Below are 17,457 nucleotides of genomic sequence, written 5' to 3' on the forward strand. Positions count from 1 at the left end.
ACGCTACTGCAACGGCAGTGGCCCCCACCGTCTCGGTGGGGGCCACGGCCGTATGTCCGTTCCGCCCGTCAACGACGGGCCACGGCGACGATCAGTTGAACGAGTCGCCGCAGGCGCAGCTGCCGGTCGCGTTCGGGTTGTCGATGGTGAAGCCCTGCTTCTCGATGGTGTCGACGAAGTCGATCGAGGCGCCCTGGACGTACGGCGCGCTCATCCGGTCGACGGCGAGCTTGACGCCGCCGAAGTCGGCGACGAGGTCACCGTCGAGGGTGCGGTCGTCGAAGAAGAGCTGGTAGCGCAGACCCGCGCAGCCACCCGGCTGGACGGCGATGCGCAGGGCGAGGTCGTCGCGCCCTTCCTGGTCGAGCAGGGCCTTGGCCTTGCCTGCCGCGGCATCGGTCAGGACGACGCCCGTCGCGGGGGCGGTGGTCTCGGTGTCGGCGGTGACCTGGTTGTCTGTGACGACGTCGCTCTGGGTCATGCGTTCTCCTTGTGTTCTCGTGGTCCGCGATGACTCGCGGTCCGACGATCTCTCGTCGTGTCGACGTGCAAGCTTCTGACGGCGGTGTCGCGTCGATCAGGTGCCTGAGGTGTCAACGGTACTCCTGTGCGCCCTGTTCCCGCGTGTCGCGGTGGACGCTGCGGCCTCGACCTGTGAGCCCGGTCATCCGCCGTCGTCAGGGCCAGGTCCGGGCCATCCGCTCGGCCAGTTCCGCCAGCAGCGGACCGGCCTGGTCCATCGCGTGCTGTACGGAGTCGGCCACGTCGACGACCGCGTGCGCCGCGACGACGCCGGCCTCCCGGAGCGCGGCCTCGTCGAGTCGCACCTGTCCGGCGACGACCGCGGTCGGCACCGCGTGCGCCGCCGCCATCGCGGCGACCGCGGCGACGACCTTGCCGGTCAGGGTCTGTGTGTCGACCTTGCCCTCGCCGGTGACGACCAGGTCGGCGCGGGCGACGAGGCCGTCGAGACCGATCGCATCGGTGACCATCTGCGCACCCGACACCCGTCGACCGCCGAGCGCGAACAGGCCCGCACCCAACCCGCCGGCCGCCCCCGCGCCGGGCTCGTCGCGCCGGGACCGGCCGGTGGCACCGGTGAGGACCTCGTCCCATCGACGCAGCCGTTCCTCGAGCACGGCGACCGTGGCGGGATCGGCACCCTTCTGCGGCCCGAACACCGCCGCTGCCCCGGACGGCCCCAGCAGGGGGCTCTCCACGTCGGAGGCAACGACGATCTCGACCCCGTCGAGCATGTCGCGGGCCACCGAGACCCACCGCGCACGGTCGTCGTCGCCGACCGCCGCGGCGGGATCCTCGTCGGCGGCGGGCGGCGGGTGACCGGCCACCGCGGCCACCATCCCGGCCCCGCCGTCGGTGCTCGACGACCCACCGAGACCGACGACGATCCGCCGCGCACCCGCCGCGAGTGCCGCGTCGAGGAGTTCCCCGACACCCCACGTCGACGCGGCGACAGCGGTGTGGGGATCGGGTGCGGCGACGAGGTGCAGGCCGCACGCCTGCGCACATTCGACATATGCGGTGGTCACCGGCCCGGAGTCGTCGATCAGCCAGCGGGCGTCGACGGGGTCGCCCAGCGGCCCGCGCACCGTGGTGACGACCACCCGTCCGGTGCGGGTCGCCAGGACGTCGACGAAGCCGGGGCCGCCGTCGGACAGGGGTGCACTCACCAGCTCGTCCGCAGGTCGGGCCCGCGACCAGCCCCGGGCGACGGCGTCCGCCGCCTCGACGGCGGTGAGTGTGTCGCCGAAGGAATCGGGCGCGATGAGGACCCGCATGGGCGAAGTATAGGAACGCCGAGCCATCCCGGCGCGCTCTCGGATGGCCGGGGCGCCCACGGCACTCGCCCGGTCGAATATCCTGGCGGGCGTGAAGTTGCCCTGGAAGAACGACACGCCCGCCGCGACCGGTGCGGACGCCGCCTCCGCGCGCGCCGAGACGGAGAACGGATCGGCGACCGCGGACGGCACCACCGCGACCGCGACACGCACCACGCAGGGCAAGGGCAGGCCGACGCCGAAGCGTCGCGAGGCGGAGGCACGTCGCCGGGGCCCGGTGACCCCCGCCCCGTTGACCCGCTCCGAGGCCCGCGCGCGTCGTAAGGAACTCAAGGGTCCGCGCAAGAGCCGCGCCGAGCGCAAGGCCGCCGGCGAGGACCGCAAGACCGCGCGCGTCGAACAGCGGCAGAAGATGATGGACGGCGACGAGCGGTACCTGATGCCGCGCGACAAGGGACCGGTCCGCCGCTACGCCCGCGACGTCGTGGACTCACGCCGCAACTTCGCCGGCCTGTTCATGCCGTTCGCCATCCTGCTGATCGTGGTGATGTTCCTGCCGGCGATCGCCGTCTACGCGACGCTGCTGATGCTCGTGTTCGCGGTCTTCCTCGCCATCGACGCGTTCATCCTGGGCCGCCTGGTGAACAAGCGTGTCCGCGAACGGTTCCCGGACTCCACCGACGGTGGGTTCACACTCGGCTGGTACTCGTTCAGCCGGTCTATGCAGATGCGGTTCATGCGCGCGCCCCGCCCGCAGGTGAAGCCCGGCGACGCGGTCTGAGGGCGTGCGCACGCTGGTACTGGGCGGGATCCGCTCGGGCAAATCCGCGCTGGCCGAGGACATCGTCCGCACCTCCGGGAACGCGGTCCGCTACGTCGCGACCGCGACGCTCCCGCCGACGGGCGATCCGGAGTTCTCCGCACGCATCGCCGCACACCGCGATCGACGGCCCGCGGGCTGGACCGTCGTCGAGGACGACGACGTCGCGGTCGTCCTGCGAGACGACCCCGACTCCCCCACCCTCGTCGACGACCTCGGCAACTGGGTGTCCTCGCATCTCGACAGGCTCGGCGGGTGGGAGAACCCCGACGTCGACCTGACCGGTCGCATCGCAGACCTGGCCGCGGCCGTCGCCGCCCACCGCGGTGACCTGGTGCTCGTGTCGCCCGAGGTCGGACTGTCGCTGGTCGCGCCGGTGCCGTCCGGTCGCCGTTTCCAGGACGAGCTGGGCCGGGTGAACACCGCGGTCGCCGCCGTGTGCGATCGCGTGCTGCTCGTCGTCGCCGGCCGGGTGCTCGAACTCGACGCCCCCGTCGCCGGCGGAGACGCAGCCGCCCCGACGGCACCGTCCGAGACCCCGACGGCGTCGCACGCCGCGACCATCCCGGCACCCGTCCCGGTCGCGCCCCCCGAGCCCGTCGCCGCACCGACCCCCGCCCCGGAGCCGGCCGCACGCCGAGAGCCGCTGCCGACGCCCGCCACCGGAACGCACCGCGACGCGCCCGACGAGTTCGACGTCATCGCCTCGCCGGACCCGGAGGTGGCCGAGAGGGCGCGGATGCGCCAACGGTCGCTGACCAAACCCGAGGGTTCCCTGGGGCGGCTCGAGGAGCTGTCGATCTGGGCCGCGTCGTGTCAGGGCCAGTGCCCACCCGCACCCTTCGCCGACCCCGTCGTCGTCGTGATCGCCGGTGACCACGGCGTGGCACGGGCCGGCGTGTCGGCCTACCCGCCCGAGGTGACCGGCCAGATGGTGGCGAACATCGCCGCCGGTGGCGCCGCGGTGTCGGTGCTCGCCGAGCGTGTCGGTGCCCGCGTGCAGGTCGAGGACCTCTCGGTCGACGCCGACACCGACCCCCGCTACAGCACCCACAAGGTGCGACGCAGCAGTGGCGACCTCCGGGTGGAGGACACGCTCTCCGCGCAGGAGGTCCGATCGGCCCTGGCCGCCGGACGTGCGATCGCCGACGATCTGGTCGACTCGGGCGCCGACCTGCTCGTCGTCGGTGATCTCGGCATCGGCAACACCACCCCCGCGGCGGTGCTCGTCGGAACCCTCACCGGCACCGAGCCCGTCGTGGTCGTCGGCCGCGGGACCGGCATCGACGACGCCGGGTGGATCCGGAAGACCGCGGCGATCCGCGACGGCATGCGCCGCGCCCGCACGGTGTCCCGATCGCCGGTGGACCTGCTCGCCGCGGTCGCCGGTGCCGACATCACGGCGATGGCCGGATTCCTCGCCCAGGCCGCTCTCCGCCGGACACCGGTCATCCTCGACGGGGTGGTCGTCACGGCGGCGGCCCTCGTCGCCGAGGACCTCGCGCCGGGTGCGGCCCGCTGGTGGCTCGCCGGGCACCGATCGGCCGAGCCGGCCCACAGCCTCGCGCTGCGTCAGCTCGACCTCGAACCCGTCGTCGAGTTCGGCATGCGACTCGGCGAGGGCAGCGGGGCGTTGACCGCCCTGCCGATCCTGCAGGCCGCGGTCGCCACGCTGGCGTCCATGGCCACGTTCGACGACGCCGGTGTCGCCACCCGCTCCGAGGCCCCCGCGACCGAGCCGGTCTGACGGTGGCCGCCGAGGAGCGGACCCGGCACCGACCGACACCCGGACGCGGTGTGTGGCTGGCGTTCTCGTGGCTGACGGTCCTGCCGCTCCCCCAGCCGCGGTTCACCGTCGACCGCCGTGCGGGCTCGTCGGCCATCGCCGCGGCACCCGTCGTCGGTGTGGCGCTGGGCCTCGTGACCGCGGCGGTCGCCGCAGGGCTGTCGGCGACGGATCTGCCGTCCGCGGCCGTGGGTCTGCTGGCCGTCGCCCTCCTGGCCGTCGCCACGCGGGGGATGCACCTCGACGGACTGGCCGACACCACCGACGGCCTGGGCAGCATGCGACCGCCGGACCAGGCCCGCGAGATCATGCGGTCGGGTCCGGTCGGGCCGTTCGGGGCCGCCTGTCTGGTTCTCGTCCTGGGTCTGCAGGCGATGGTGATCGGTGCGCTCGCCGACGACGGTCGATGGGCCGCCATCGTGCTGGCGGTCGCGCTCGGACGTGTCGCGGTCGTGCTCGCCTGCCGCCGCGGACTCACCGCGCCCGCGAACGGCTTCGGCGCGATCGTCGCTGCGACGCAACGGGTCTCGGTCATCGCGTGGGTGGTGGTCGCCGTGGCCGCATCGGTGGTGGGCGACACGGCCCACTGGTGGCGTGGACCGGTCGTGACGATCGTGGTGCTGGCCGGCGCGGCGCTGTGGACCCGCCACTGCGACCGTCGCCTGGGTGGCGTCGGGGGTGACGTCCTGGGCGCGACGGTGGAACTCGCGACGGCCGCGACGCTCGTCGGCCTCGCGATCTAGCCGACGGGGCGCGCAGGTCGCCGGATCAGCCGCCGAACAGCGGGGTCATCCACCCGTGCGTGTCGGCGAAGGTGCCGCGCTGGATCCCGGTGAGGGTGTCCCGCAGGGCGGTGGTGACCTGACCGGGCGTGCCGTCGCCGATCGCGTAGTCGTCGGAGTCGCTCGCGACCCGTCCGACCGGGGTGATGACCGCGGCGGTCCCGCAGGCGAAGACCTCGGTGATGTCGCCGTTCGCGACACCCTTGCGCAGTTCCTCGACGGACACCTTCCGCTCCTCGACGGCGATCCCCGCGTCGACCGACAGCGACAGCAACGAGTCACGGGTGACCCCGGGCAGCAGCGACCCGGACAGCTCCGGGGTCACCAGCCGCGCGTCGGCACCGGCACCGAAGACGAAGAACAGGTTCATCCCGCCCATCTCCTCGATGAAGCGTCGCTCGATCGCGTCGAGCCACACCACCTGTTCGCATCCGTGGTCGGCTGCCTGCGCCTGGGCGAGCAGCGACGCGGCGTAGTTGCCGCCGGTCTTCGCGTCCCCGATGCCGCCCGGCGCCGCGCGCACGTACTCCGACGACAGCCAGACGCTGACCGGCTTCAGCCCTCCGGTGAAGTACGCGCCCGCGGGCGAGGCGATCACCATGTACGTGTAGGTGTTCGACGGCCGGACGCCGAGCGCGGCGTCGGTCGCGAACATGAACGGCCGCAGATAGAGCGAGTCCTCACCGCCGGCGGCGGGAACCCACTCGTGATCGGCGGCGAGGAGCGCGCGCAGCGACGCGAGGAAGTCCTCCTCGGGCAGCTCCGGCATCGCCAGACGCCGCGCCGAGGTGTTGAGGCGACGGGCGTTCGCGTCGGGACGGAACGACGCGATCGTGCCGTCCGGCTGCCGGTAGGCCTTGAGTCCCTCGAAGATCTCCTGCGCGTAGTGCAGCACCATCGCCGACGGGTCCAGCGCGATCGGCCCGTAGGGCTCCACACGCGGAGAGTGCCATCCGCGGTCGCGGTCGAAGTCGACCAGAACCATGTGGTCGGTGAAGTGGTTGCCGAACCCGGGCGCCTGCAGGATCTCCTCGCGCCGCGACGCCGACACCGGCTGCGGGTGCTCGGTCCGGGTGAACTGCATGGTCATGGGCCGATCGTAGACCCCGCCCCGTGAGCCCCACAGGTCCCACACGGTGGTCGGGTCAGCGGGTCTTCACGTCGACGAACGGCGGCGCCACGACCTCGCACTCCAGCCCACGGCCGCGGACGTCGACGACGACGGTGTCCCCGTCGGACACAGAGGCGGCGGTGTCGATCAGTGCCAGGGCGATGCCCTGCTTGAGCGACGGCGAGAACGTGCCGGACGTGCACACGCCGATGTCGTCGCCGGAGGTCGTTGTGACGCGGCACTCGGCGCGCGGGACGCCACGGCCGGTCGCGCGTAGGCCGCGCAGCCGTCGCGTCGGACCGGCCTCCTTCTCGGCGAGCAGCGCATCGCGTCCGAAGAACTCCGGCTTCTTCCAGCCGACGGCCCAGCCGCACCGCGCCTGCACGGGGCTGATGTCCAGCGACAGCTCGTGTCCGTGCAGCGGGTAGCCCATCTCGGTCCGGAGGGTGTCGCGGGCACCCAGGCCGGCGGGCAGGCCCTCGGCGGCGGTGACCGCCGACAGGACGGCCTCGAACACGTCGGCGGTGTCCTCCCACGCCGGGAGGAGCTCGTACCCGTGCTCGCCGGTGTAGCCGGTGCGGCACACCCGGATGCGACGAGTCCGTCCGCCCACCTCGAGGTCGGCGTCGGCGAACGACATGTACCCCATGTCGGCGGGGAGTCCGACCTCGGTGAGCACCTGCTGCGACCGCGGACCCTGCACCGCGAGCACGCCGAACTCGCGGTGGCGATCGGTCACGGTGATGTCGTCGGGGGCGGCCGCCGCCAGCGCTGCGACCACGGAGGCGGTGTTCGCGGCGTTGGGGACCAGGAAGAGCTCGTCGTCGCTCACGCGGTAGACGATGAGGTCGTCGACCACACCGCCGGACGGGTCGGCGCACAGGGTGTACTGCGCACGTCCGGCCTCGATCCGGTCCAGATCGTTGGTGAGGCACCGGTTGACGAACGCCGCGGCCCCGGGCCCGGTCACCGAGGCCTTGCCGAGGTGGCTGACGTCGAAGAGGCCGACCGTCTCGCGGACGGCGGTGTGCTCGGCGACGGTCCCGGCATACGACACCGGCATCGACCACCCGCCGAATTCGGCGAACGTCGCCCCGAGGGCGGTGTGGACGTCGGTGATCGGACCCGGGATCGGTGCATCGGCCATGCCGGTCAACCTATCGGGTGGCGCCGCGACTGGCCGGGTCGCGCCGACCCGCACGCCCGTAGGCTGGACCATCGCAGACATCCCGATCCGAAAGGTGCACCGTGACCACCTCTTCCGACACCCGCCGCCCGGGCCCCGAACTCCGCGTCGCCGACGGTGTCCCCGGTGACGGGGCTACCGCCGACGTGCTCGTGGTCGGGCTCCTCACCGCATCCGAGGGCGGCGACGGACCCCGGGTGGCCGGGTCGGGGCTGTCGGACGGGGTCGCCGCTGCCGTCGCCGCCGCGGCCTCCGCGGTCGGTGCGACCGGCGCCGTCGGGCAGACGCACCGCGTGCCGGCACCCGACGGCGTCGGCACGGTCAGCGTGCTCACGGTGGGCCTGGGTGGCGACGCAGACGTCGCGGGTGACGCCGTGCGCCAGGCGGCCGGCACCGCGGCGCGGGGACTCGACGGTGTGGAGACCGCGGTGACGACGCTCTCGACGCTGGACCTGGGTGCTGCCGCGGAAGGCTTCTTCCTCGGCGCCTACCGGTTCGAGGAGTTCCGGTCGGCGAAGTCGCGCTCCTCGACCACTCCGCTCGCCACGGTCGAGCTCGTCGCCGACGGTGTCGACGACGCGGACGCGGTGGTCGACCGTGCCCGGCACGTCGGTGCGGCCGTCGCCACCGCCCGCGACTTCGTCAACACCCCACCGAGCCACCTCTACCCCGACGAGTTCGCCCGACGCGCGGCCGATCTGGGGCGGGACGCGGGCCTCGAGGTGGAGATCCTCGACGACGACGCCCTCCGCGACGGCGGCTACGGCGGGATCGTCGGGGTCGGCAAGGGCTCGTCACGGCCGCCGCGCCTGGTGCGGATGACGTACCGCAGCGGCGTCGCCGACGCACCCACTGTCGCACTCGTCGGGAAGGGCATCACCTTCGACACCGGCGGCATCTCCATCAAGCCCGCCGCGGGTATGGAGAACATGACCTCCGACATGGGCGGTGCGGCCGCAGTCGTCGCCACCGTGGTCCTCGCGGCCCGGCTCGGTGTCGGCGCGGACGTGACCGCGACGGTTCCGATGGCCGAGAACATGCCGTCCTCGACCGCGCAGCGCCCCGGCGACGTCCTCACCCAGTACGGCGGGACCACGGTCGAGGTCATCAACACCGACGCCGAGGGACGACTGATCCTCGCCGACGCGATCGTGCGCGCCTGCGAGGACGACCCCGACTACCTCATCGACACCGCGACCCTCACCGGCGCACAGATGGTCGCGCTCGGCGCGCGGACCCCCGGCGTGATGGGCACCGACGAGTTCCGCGACCGCGTCGCGGAAGTCTCGCGACGGGTCGGCGAACACGGCTGGGCGATGCCGTTCCCGGAGGAGTTGCGCGCCGACCTGAAGTCCCGCGTGGCCGACCTCGCCAACGTGACCAACCACCGCAACGGGGGGATGCTCGCGGCGGGCATCTTCCTGCGGGAGTTCGTGCCGGAGGGTGTGGCGTGGGCGCACGTGGACATCGCCGGTCCGGCGTTCAACACCGGGGGTCCCTGGGGGCACACGCCGAAGGGCGGGACCGGTGTGCCGGTGCGGACGATGATCGCCGTGATCGAGGACATCGCGTCGGCCGGTTGACCGCCGCGCGGCCCGCACGGCGGCCCGGCGACGAGACGTGGCGGTGGTCACCGTGGGCGGGGTCCGTACGGGTAGGGTTTTCCCCGGAGGCGCGGCCGCATCATGTCGCGCCCGACCGCACGACCGCGCCACCTCACCCGTGGTGGCCGGAACCGACGATCACACACCGGATCTCGAGTCGAGGAGTCGACAGACATGGCCTTCTCCGTCCAGATGCCCGCTCTCGGTGAGAGCGTCACCGAGGGGACAGTCACCCGCTGGCTGAAGCAGGAGGGGGACACGGTCACCGAGGACGAGCCACTGCTCGAGGTGTCGACCGACAAGGTCGACACCGAGATCCCCGCCCCCACCTCGGGCGTGCTGACGAAGATCATCGCCCAGGAGGACGACGTCGTCGAGGTCGGCGGCGACCTCGCGGAGATCGGCGAGGAGGGCGAGGCCCCCTCCGGTGGTGACGACTCCGGTTCCGACGACGCCGGGGACTCCGACGAGTCCGGCGGCACCGCGCCGCAGGAACAGAGTGGCGATTCCCCCGCCGACGAGCCCGAGCCCTCCGCCGACGCCGACGAGCCGGCGACCAAGCCGTCCGGCGGCGCCGGGTCGAACGGTGGCGGCGACGGCACCGACGTGACGATGCCCGAGCTGGGCGAGTCTGTCACCGAGGGCACAGTCACGAACTGGTTGAAGTCCGTCGGCGACGAGGTCGCCGAGGACGAGCCGCTCCTCGAGGTCTCCACCGACAAGGTCGACACCGAGATCCCGTCGCCGGTCGCCGGCACCCTGCTCGAGATCGTCGCGAACGAGGACGACGTGGTCGAGGTCGGCGGACGTCTCGCGGTGATCGGCTCCGGCAGCCCCGCCTCCTCCGGCGGCGACTCGGGTTCCGCACCGTCGTCGGACGACGCCGACGCGGACTCGGCCGACGCCGACAGCGACTCCGGCAGCTCCGGCGCCGGCAAGGAGTCCGTCGCCTCCGAGTCGGATTCGTCGCCGCAGCCCGAGCCGGACGCCCCGAAGAAGGAGTCGGCGCCCCAGCAGGAGTCGGCGTCGAAGGACGAGCCGACGACGGAGTCCTCCTCGGCCGGCGACTCGTCGCGCTCGCAGCCGGACACGCTGTCGTCGACGCCGTACGTCACACCGCTCGTCCGGAAGCTGGCCCAGGAGAACGACGTCGACCTGGAGTCGGTCACGGGCACCGGCGTGGGCGGTCGCATCCGCAAGCAGGACGTGCTCGCCGCAGCCGAGGAGTCGAAGAAGCCGGCCGAGCAGTCGGCTCCCGCCGCGAGTGCACCGTCGTCGACCCCCTCGACGCCGAGCACGCCGTCGGCACCCAAGGGTGTCCGGCCCGAACTCGCCGAGCTGCGCGGGACCACGCAGAAGGTCAACCGGATCCGTCTCATCACGGCGAAGAAGACCCGCGAGTCCCTGCAGACCAGCGCCCAGCTGACGCAGGTCTTCGAGGTCGACATGACCCGCGTGGTCGCACTGCGGGCCGCGGCGAAGGCGTCGTTCAAGTCCTCCGAGGGCGTGAACCTGACGTACCTGCCGATCATCGCCAAGGCGACGGTCGAGGCCCTCAAGGCGCACCCGAACGTCAACGCCAGCATCGACGAGGACGCCAAGGAGATCACCTACCACGGGTCGGTGAACCTCGGCATCGCCGTCGACACCGAGCAGGGCCTGCTGTCGCCGGTGATCCACAACGCCGACGACCTGTCGATCGCCGGGCTCGCCCGGGCCATCGCCGACATCGCGTCGCGGGCCCGCGAGAACAAGCTCAAGCCCGACGAGCTGGCCGGCGGCACGTTCACGATCACGAACATCGGCAGCCAGGGCGCCCTGTTCGACACCCCGATCCTGGTGCCGCCGCAGGCGGCGATGCTGGGCACCGGCGCAATCGTCAAGCGGCCCACGGTGATCACCGCCGAGGACGGCTCCGAGTCGATCGCGGTGCGGTCGATGTCGTTCCTGCCGCTGACCTATGACCACCGTCTCGTCGACGGTGCGGACGCCGGCCGGTTCCTGACCACGGTCAAGCACCGGCTCGAGGAAGCGGCGTTCGGGGCAGAGCTGGGGCTCTAACCACCATGCGCGTGGTGATCGCGGGGTCGTCGGGTCTCATCGGCTCCCCCCTCGTGCAGGAACTGCGGTCCGCCGGGCACGACGTGTCGCGTCTCGTCCGGCGCGAACCGCGGTCACCCGACGAGATCGGGTGGGGGCCGGAGACGTTCGGGCTCACCGACGACACGCTCGCCGGGGTCGACGCCGTGATCAACCTGTGCGGCGTCGGCATCGCGAGCAGGCCGTGGTCGGGGCAGTTCAAGCAGGAGTTGCGGGACAGCCGCATCATCCCGACGCAGGTCCTCGCCGACGCGATCGTCGAGCACCGCGTTCCGGTGTTCGTCAGTGCCAGCGCGACCGGCTTCTACGGGTTCACCGGCGACGACGAGCGGACCGAGAGCAGCCCGCGCGGCAGCGGGTTCCTCGCCGACCTGTCGGCGGACTGGGAGCGCACCGCCGCGTTGGCGACGTCGGCGCGGGTCGCACTCCTGCGCACCGCGCCCGTGTTCTCGCGGTCGGGTGGACTCCTCGGCCCGTTGCGGCCGCTGTTCACGGCAGGCCTCGGGGCGCGTCTCGGTGACGGGTCGCAGTGGTTCCCGTGGATCACGCTGGCCGATCACGTCCGTGCCGTCCGGCATGTGCTGGAGGGCGACGTCTCCGGGCCGGTCAACATCACGTCGCCGCAGCCGGTGACCAACGCCGAGTTCACCGCGGCGTTCGGCCGTGCCGTCCATCGTCCGGCGTTCCTGCGGGTCCCGCGGCCGGTTCTGCGCGTGGCCGGTGGGGAACTCGCGCTGGAAATGTTGCTCGGCGGGCAGCGCGCGGTGCCGACGGTGCTCGCCGAGAGCGGGTTCACCTTCACCCACGCGACCATCGACGACGGGCTGCGCTGGGCGAACGGATCGGACTCGTGAGCGGCGCGCGGCGCTCCGCGTCGCCGATGGAGGTCCGCTCGCTGGGCTCGGTCGACTACTCCGAGGCGTTCGACGAGCAGCACCGTCTCGCGACCGCTCGCGCCGACGGCGAGCTCGACCACGACGTGTTGCTCCTGCTCGAGCACCCGGCGGTCTACACCGCCGGCAAGCGCACCGAAGCCGGGGACCGTCCCGTCGACGGCACACCCGTCGTCGAGGTCGACCGCGGCGGGAAGATCACCTGGCACGGGCCGGGACAGCTCGTCGGGTACCCGATCGTCGCCCTCTCCGAACCGCTCGACGTGGTCGACTACGTCCGTCGGATCGAGGAGGCGATGATCACCGTCTGCGCTGCGTGGGGTCTGCACGCCGGTCGCGTCGACGGTCGCAGCGGTGCATGGGTCGCCGCCGACACCGCGACGGGTCGCCCCGAACGCAAGGTCGCCGCGATCGGCATCCGTGTGGCCCGCGGCGTCGCACTGCACGGCTTCGCGCTGAACTGCGATCCCGACCTCGGCGCGTTCTCGTCGATCGTGCCGTGCGGGATCCCCGATGCCGGCGTGACCTCACTCACCGCCGAACTCGGCCGCCACGTCGGTGTCGAGGACGTCCGCGACGCCGTCGCCGCCGCCGTCGCCGAGTCGCTCGACGGCCCGCGACCGCGGACCGATGCCGACAGCCGGTCCCGCGTAGCATCGACGCAGTGACATCGCACTCGCAGGACACCGCAACCGCCGACCCCCAGGCCGGTCCGGGCGCCGCACCGGGCGGCCGGAAGCTGCTCCGCCTGGAGGTGCGCAACGCGCAGACCCCCATCGAACGCAAGCCGGAGTGGATCCGCACCCGCGCGACGATGGGACCCGAGTACACCGAGCTCAAGTCGCTGGTGAAACGCGAGGGCCTGCACACGGTGTGCGAAGAGGCGGGGTGCCCCAACATCTACGAGTGCTGGGAGGACCGGGAGGCGACGTTCCTCATCGGTGGTGAGCAGTGCACCCGTCGCTGCGACTTCTGCCAGATCGACACCGGCCGTCCTCCCGACCTCGACCGCGACGAGCCCCGTCGTGTCGCCGAGAGCGTCCAGGCGATGGGCCTGCGGTACTCGACGATCACCGGCGTCGCCCGCGACGACCTGCCCGACGGCGGCGCGTGGCTCTACGCCGAGACCGTCCGCCAGATCCACGCCCTGAACCCGGGTACCGGCGTCGAGAACCTCATCCCCGACTTCTCCGGTCACGCCGACCAGCTCGCGGAGGTCTTCGACTCGCGTCCCGAGGTGCTCGCGCACAACCTCGAGACGGTGCCGCGCATCTTCAAGCGCATCCGCCCCGCGTTCCGCTACGACCGCAGCCTGTCGGTGTTGACCTCCGCGCGCGACGCCGGCCTGGTCACCAAGTCCAACCTGATCCTCGGCATGGGCGAGACCCCCGAGGAGGTGCGTGAGGCGTTGGCCGACCTGCACGAGGCCGGCTGCGACATCGTCACCATCACCCAGTACCTGCGGCCCTCGCCGCGGCACCATCCGGTCGACCGGTGGGTGAAGCCGGAGGAGTTCGTCGAGCACTCGCAGTACGCCGAGGAGCTCGGGTTCGCCGGTGTCATGGCCGGTCCGCTGGTGCGGTCGTCCTACCGTGCCGGGCGTCTCTACGCGCAGGCCATGCGACGCCACGGCCGGGAGCTGCCCGCCGCGATGAGCCACCTCGCCGACGAGTCCGGTGCGGCTCAGGAGGCCACCTCGGTCCTGGCGCGTCTGGCCCGCTGACCTCCCTCCCGGTGCGTCGCACCGGGGACGGTCTCCCCGGCGCGGACCGGGGCCCCGCTGGGGTCACCTATCCTGGTGTCCATGGCGAAGGCAGATGCGTCGAAAGAGGCGAAGGCGGCGGCCAAGGCCGCCCGCAAGCAGGCGTCCCGGGAACGTCGCACGCAGCTCTGGCAGGCGTTCCAGATGCAGCGCAAGGACGACAAGCTGCTGTTGCCGTTGATGATCGGCGCCCTGCTGGTGTCGACCGCCGTGTTCGTCGTCGTCGGTCTCGTCATCGGCCTGGTGTGGTTCCTGCTGCCGCTCGGCATCGTCCTCGGCGTGCTGATCGCGTTCATCATCTTCGGGCGTCGCGTGCAGAGCAGCGTGTACCGCAAGGCCGAGGGACAGGCCGGTGCGGCCGGGTGGGCCCTGGACAACATGCGGGGACGCTGGCGGGTGAAGCAGGCCGTCACCGGCACCGCGCATCTCGACGCCGTGCACCGCGTGATCGGCAAGCCCGGGGTGATCCTCGTCGGTGAGGGTTCGCCGACCCGCGTCCGGCAGTTGCTCGCACAGGAGAAGAAGAAGATCGCGCGCGTCGTCGGCGACACCCCGATCTACGACGTCATCGTCGGCAACGACGACGGTCAGGTGCCGCTGAAGCGCCTCGAGCGACACCTGAACAAGCTGCCGACCAACATCGACGGCAAGCGCATCGACGCCCTCGAGGGACGCCTCGCGGCGCTCGGCGGGCGGCAGGCCGGGCCCGGCGTACCGAAGGGTCCGATGCCCGCAGGCGCGAAGATGCGCAACGTGGCCCGCACCGCCCGGCGCCGCTGAGCGGTCGCGTCGTCTAGGTCCGTCGGCCGATCGGGGCCATCCGCCCGATCCCGGTGATCCGCACGCAGAGCTCCGGACACAGTCGTCCCACGGCGACGCCGATGCGGGCGCCGTACGGGTCGCGGATCGTCTGCTCGAACACCTGCACCGGGCTGCCGGGCGCGACTCGCAGCACGTCGGCCACCCACGTGGCCGCCGGCTGTGCACTCACCGTGATGTCGTGGCTGTCGACGTCGACACCGTGGGCGTGGAGCTGGGTGTGCAGATCCCCGGTGAAGTCCTCGGCCGCCAGTCCCGTCGACTCCGGGCCGCGCAGGTGGACGGTGATCACGCCTTGGGGGTGACCGTCGGCGTGCACCTCGTACCCGATGCGCAGGACGCCGTCACCCGCTGCGACGCCGTCGAGACGCCGCCCGAGCGACGGGGACGCGGGCACGTGTTCCCAGCGCGTCAGGACCGCCACGACGGCGGCGACCTCGAGGTGATCGGTCGCCGCGTCCGACGACACCCCCGACGGGCAGCGGTCCGCGGCCCGCGTCTCCCCCACGACGATCGTGCCGCGTCCGCGGCGTCGCCCGACGAGTCCCTCGTCGGCGAGCTGCGCGAGCGCCGCGCGGAGGACGTCGCGCTCGACCTGCCCCGGCCGCGGGCCCGACAGCCGCGGGTGTCCGTGACACACCGTGGGTGGGTGCGGGCGGGGGTGGGCCATGACTCGACTCTGCTGCGGAAGTGCGACCCCGGCGAAAGATCGCGGTAACGGGTGGGTTACACCCCGTCCGCCGCCGGCGGGGTGACCCGACGAGATGCCCGTCGTGCGGACGGGACCATCCGGTTCAGCGGGTGCGGACCAGTGCGGTGCCGGTCGCGCGGTCGTGCAGGCCGCGGCCGTCGGGGTCGTTGACGAGCGGCGGGACGATGAACACGATCAGCAGCTGACGGAAGAACGCGCGGACGACACCGACACGCCCCCCACCGTCGACGCGTACGACCCGCATCCCGACCACGAACTGACCGGGCGTGAACGAGAACAGCGTGACGGTCAGCACCCCGACGACGAACCAGATGCCCAGCACGACGGTCGACAGGGTCTGCGACAGGAACCCCACGAACAGCAGCGACACGCCGTAACACATCACCCAGTCGACGAAGAGGGCGAGCACGCGCGGCCAGGAGGGCGCGAGGGAGCCCGGGCCGGACTCCGGCAGCCCGAGCTTCTCACCCCGCCAGGCGCCGGTGTCGGCACCCGGTTCCATGCCGGACTGGGGCCCGGACAGCCAGGAACCGATCGCTCTGCTCATACCTCGATGATAGGGAACGCACAGCGGGAGCGGCCTCCCGCTAGTGTGAGGACCGGATCATCCCGTCTGTAGAGAAGGAGCCACCGACAGGTGTACAGCTCAAAGGAAGAACTCCTCGAGGGCATCAAGTCCGAGGGAGTCGAGTACGTCGACATCCGTTTCTGTGATCTGCCCGGTGTCATGCAGCACTTCTCGATCCCCGCCTCGGCCTTCGACGAGAGCGTGTTCGAGGACGGGCTGGCGTTCGACGGTTCGTCCGTCCGCGGGTTCCAGTCGATCGACGAGTCGGACATGATGCTCTTGCCCGACCCGGCGACTGCACGGATCGACCCGTTCCGTCGGGCGAAGACGATGAACATCAGCTTCTTCGTCCACGACCCCTTCACCCGTGAGGCCTACAGCCGCGACCCGCGCAACATCGCGCGCAAGGCCGAGGACTACCTCGCCTCCACCGGCGTGGCCGACACCTGCTTCTTCGGCGCCGAGGCCGAGTTCTACATCTTCGACTCCGTGTCCTTCGGGTCGGAGATGAACGGCACCTTCTACGAGATCGAGTCGGAGTCGGGCTGGTGGAACACCGCCTCGCCCACCGATCCCGACGGCAGCCCGAACCTCGGCTACAAGGTGCGTCCCAAGGGCGGGTACTTCCCCGTCGCCCCGTACGACCACTACGTCGACCTGCGCGACGACATGGCGACGAACCTGCAGAGCGCCGGCTTCACCCTCGAGCGCGGCCACCACGAGGTGGGCACCGCCGGTCAGGCCGAGATCAACTACAAGTTCAACACGCTGCTGCACGCGGCCGACGACGTGATGCTGTTCAAGTACATCATCAAGAACACCGCCTGGCAGCAGGGCAAGTCGGTCACCTTCATGCCGAAGCCGCTGTTCGGTGACAACGGCTCGGGCATGCACTGCCACCAGTCGCTGTGGAAGGACGGCAAGCCGCTGTTCCACGACGAGGCCGGCTACGCGGGCCTGTCGGACCTGGCGCGTCACTACATCGGCGGCATCCTGCACCACGCGCCGTCGCTGCTGGCGTTCACCAACCCGACGGTGAACTCCTACAAGCGTCTGGTTCCCGGCTACGAGGCCCCGATCAACCTGGTCTACAGCCAGCGCAACCGGTCGGCCTGTGTGCGCATCCCGATCACGGGCAACAACCCGAAGGCCAAGCGCCTCGAGTTCCGTTGCCCCGACAGCTCGGGCAACCCGTACCTGGCGTTCGCGGCCATGATGATGGCCGGGCTCGACGGCATCAAGAACAAGATCGAGCCGCACGAGCCCGTCGACAAGGACCTCTACGAGCTCCCGCCGGAGGAGGCCAAGGGCATCCCGCAGGCCCCGACGCAGCTCTCCGCGGTCATCGACCGCCTCGAGGAGGACCACGAGTACCTCACCGCGGGCGGCGTGTTCACCGAGGACCTGATCGAGACCTGGATCAGCCTCAAGCGTGAGAACGAGATCCTGCCGACGCAGATCCGTCCGCATCCGTACGAGTTCTCCCTCTACTACGACTGCTGAGTCTCCTCTCGG

General features: G+C 71.8%; 16 protein-coding genes. 10 read left to right on the top strand and 6 right to left on the bottom strand.

Going from position 1 to position 17,457, the window contains the following annotated elements; all coding sequences use genetic code 11:
- Positions 1-91: 91 nt before the first annotated feature.
- Positions 92-481 (bottom strand): HesB/IscA family protein, encoded by a 390-nt coding sequence (locus ACXVUM_RS20325; protein ID WP_458523741.1) that lies wholly within the window; start codon positions 479-481, stop codon positions 92-94.
- A gap of 196 nt (positions 482-677) precedes the next feature.
- Positions 678-1,799, bottom strand: a complete 1,122-nt coding sequence (locus ACXVUM_RS20330; RefSeq protein ID WP_458523742.1) for a glycerate kinase family protein — start codon at positions 1,797-1,799, stop codon at positions 678-680.
- 91 nt (positions 1,800-1,890) lie between these two features.
- On the opposite strand from ACXVUM_RS20330, the gene ACXVUM_RS20335 reads away from it, so the two are divergent.
- Genes ACXVUM_RS20335 through ACXVUM_RS20345 form a run of 3 tightly spaced genes read left to right on the top strand, consistent with a single transcriptional unit; the run spans position 1,891 to position 5,148 of the window.
- Positions 1,891-2,580, top strand: coding sequence for a DUF3043 domain-containing protein (locus ACXVUM_RS20335; RefSeq protein WP_458523743.1), 690 nt, complete (start codon positions 1,891-1,893; stop codon positions 2,578-2,580).
- A gap of 4 nt (positions 2,581-2,584) precedes the next feature.
- Positions 2,585-4,366 (top strand): nicotinate-nucleotide--dimethylbenzimidazole phosphoribosyltransferase, encoded by a 1,782-nt coding sequence (cobT, locus tag ACXVUM_RS20340; protein WP_458523744.1) that lies wholly within the window; start codon positions 2,585-2,587, stop codon positions 4,364-4,366.
- A 2-nt stretch (positions 4,367-4,368) separates the two neighbouring features.
- On the top strand, positions 4,369-5,148 hold the full coding sequence (locus ACXVUM_RS20345; protein WP_458523745.1) for an adenosylcobinamide-GDP ribazoletransferase: 780 nt from the start codon (positions 4,369-4,371) through the stop codon (positions 5,146-5,148).
- Between the two features lie 25 nt (positions 5,149-5,173).
- Here the strand turns inward: ACXVUM_RS20345 and ACXVUM_RS20350 are convergent, their stop codons facing one another.
- Positions 5,174-6,277: a branched-chain amino acid aminotransferase gene (locus tag ACXVUM_RS20350; protein ID WP_458523746.1), complete on the bottom strand. Its 1,104-nt coding sequence runs from the start codon at positions 6,275-6,277 to the stop codon at positions 5,174-5,176.
- A gap of 55 nt (positions 6,278-6,332) precedes the next feature.
- Positions 6,333-7,445: a glycine cleavage system aminomethyltransferase GcvT gene (gene gcvT, locus ACXVUM_RS20355; protein WP_458523747.1), complete on the bottom strand. Its 1,113-nt coding sequence runs from the start codon at positions 7,443-7,445 to the stop codon at positions 6,333-6,335.
- Positions 7,446-7,546: 101 nt separating this feature from the next.
- Between gcvT and ACXVUM_RS20360 the strand changes: the two genes are divergently transcribed.
- The 6 genes from ACXVUM_RS20360 (at position 7,547) to ACXVUM_RS20385 (ending at position 14,623) form a co-directional block, all read left to right on the top strand.
- Positions 7,547-9,067, top strand: coding sequence for a leucyl aminopeptidase (locus tag ACXVUM_RS20360; protein WP_458523748.1), 1,521 nt, complete (start codon positions 7,547-7,549; stop codon positions 9,065-9,067).
- A gap of 195 nt (positions 9,068-9,262) precedes the next feature.
- Complete coding sequence (sucB, locus tag ACXVUM_RS20365; protein ID WP_458523749.1) at positions 9,263-11,149, top strand: 2-oxoglutarate dehydrogenase, E2 component, dihydrolipoamide succinyltransferase; 1,887 nt, start codon at positions 9,263-9,265, stop codon at positions 11,147-11,149.
- A gap of 5 nt (positions 11,150-11,154) precedes the next feature.
- Positions 11,155-12,042 carry a TIGR01777 family oxidoreductase gene (locus ACXVUM_RS20370; protein ID WP_458523750.1) on the top strand — a complete coding sequence of 296 codons (888 nt, stop codon included), beginning with the start codon at positions 11,155-11,157 and terminating at the stop codon, positions 12,040-12,042.
- Positions 12,043-12,068: 26 nt separating this feature from the next.
- Positions 12,069-12,749, top strand: a complete 681-nt coding sequence (lipB, locus tag ACXVUM_RS20375; RefSeq protein ID WP_458523794.1) for a lipoyl(octanoyl) transferase LipB — start codon at positions 12,069-12,071, stop codon at positions 12,747-12,749.
- Complete coding sequence (gene lipA / locus ACXVUM_RS20380; protein ID WP_458523751.1) at positions 12,746-13,804, top strand: lipoyl synthase; 1,059 nt, start codon at positions 12,746-12,748, stop codon at positions 13,802-13,804. Before lipB ends, lipA begins: the two co-directional genes overlap by 4 nt.
- Positions 13,805-13,885: 81 nt before the next feature.
- Positions 13,886-14,623 carry a DUF4191 domain-containing protein gene (locus ACXVUM_RS20385; protein WP_458523752.1) on the top strand — a complete coding sequence of 246 codons (738 nt, stop codon included), beginning with the start codon at positions 13,886-13,888 and terminating at the stop codon, positions 14,621-14,623.
- Positions 14,624-14,636: 13 nt separating this feature from the next.
- Here the strand turns inward: ACXVUM_RS20385 and ACXVUM_RS20390 are convergent, their stop codons facing one another.
- Positions 14,637-15,332 carry a UTRA domain-containing protein gene (locus tag ACXVUM_RS20390; protein ID WP_458523753.1) on the bottom strand — a complete coding sequence of 232 codons (696 nt, stop codon included), beginning with the start codon at positions 15,330-15,332 and terminating at the stop codon, positions 14,637-14,639.
- Positions 15,333-15,456: 124 nt separating this feature from the next.
- Entirely contained in the window at positions 15,457-15,921 is a 465-nt protein-coding gene (locus ACXVUM_RS20395; protein ID WP_458523754.1) for an RDD family protein, read from the bottom strand.
- A gap of 90 nt (positions 15,922-16,011) precedes the next feature.
- Here ACXVUM_RS20395 and glnA point away from each other — a divergent pair, with 90 nt between their 5' ends.
- Positions 16,012-17,445 carry a type I glutamate--ammonia ligase gene (glnA, locus tag ACXVUM_RS20400; protein ID WP_458523755.1) on the top strand — a complete coding sequence of 478 codons (1,434 nt, stop codon included), beginning with the start codon at positions 16,012-16,014 and terminating at the stop codon, positions 17,443-17,445.
- Positions 17,446-17,457: the final 12 nt, after the last annotated feature.

The organism is Williamsia sp. SKLECPSW1 (genome assembly GCF_054332755.1).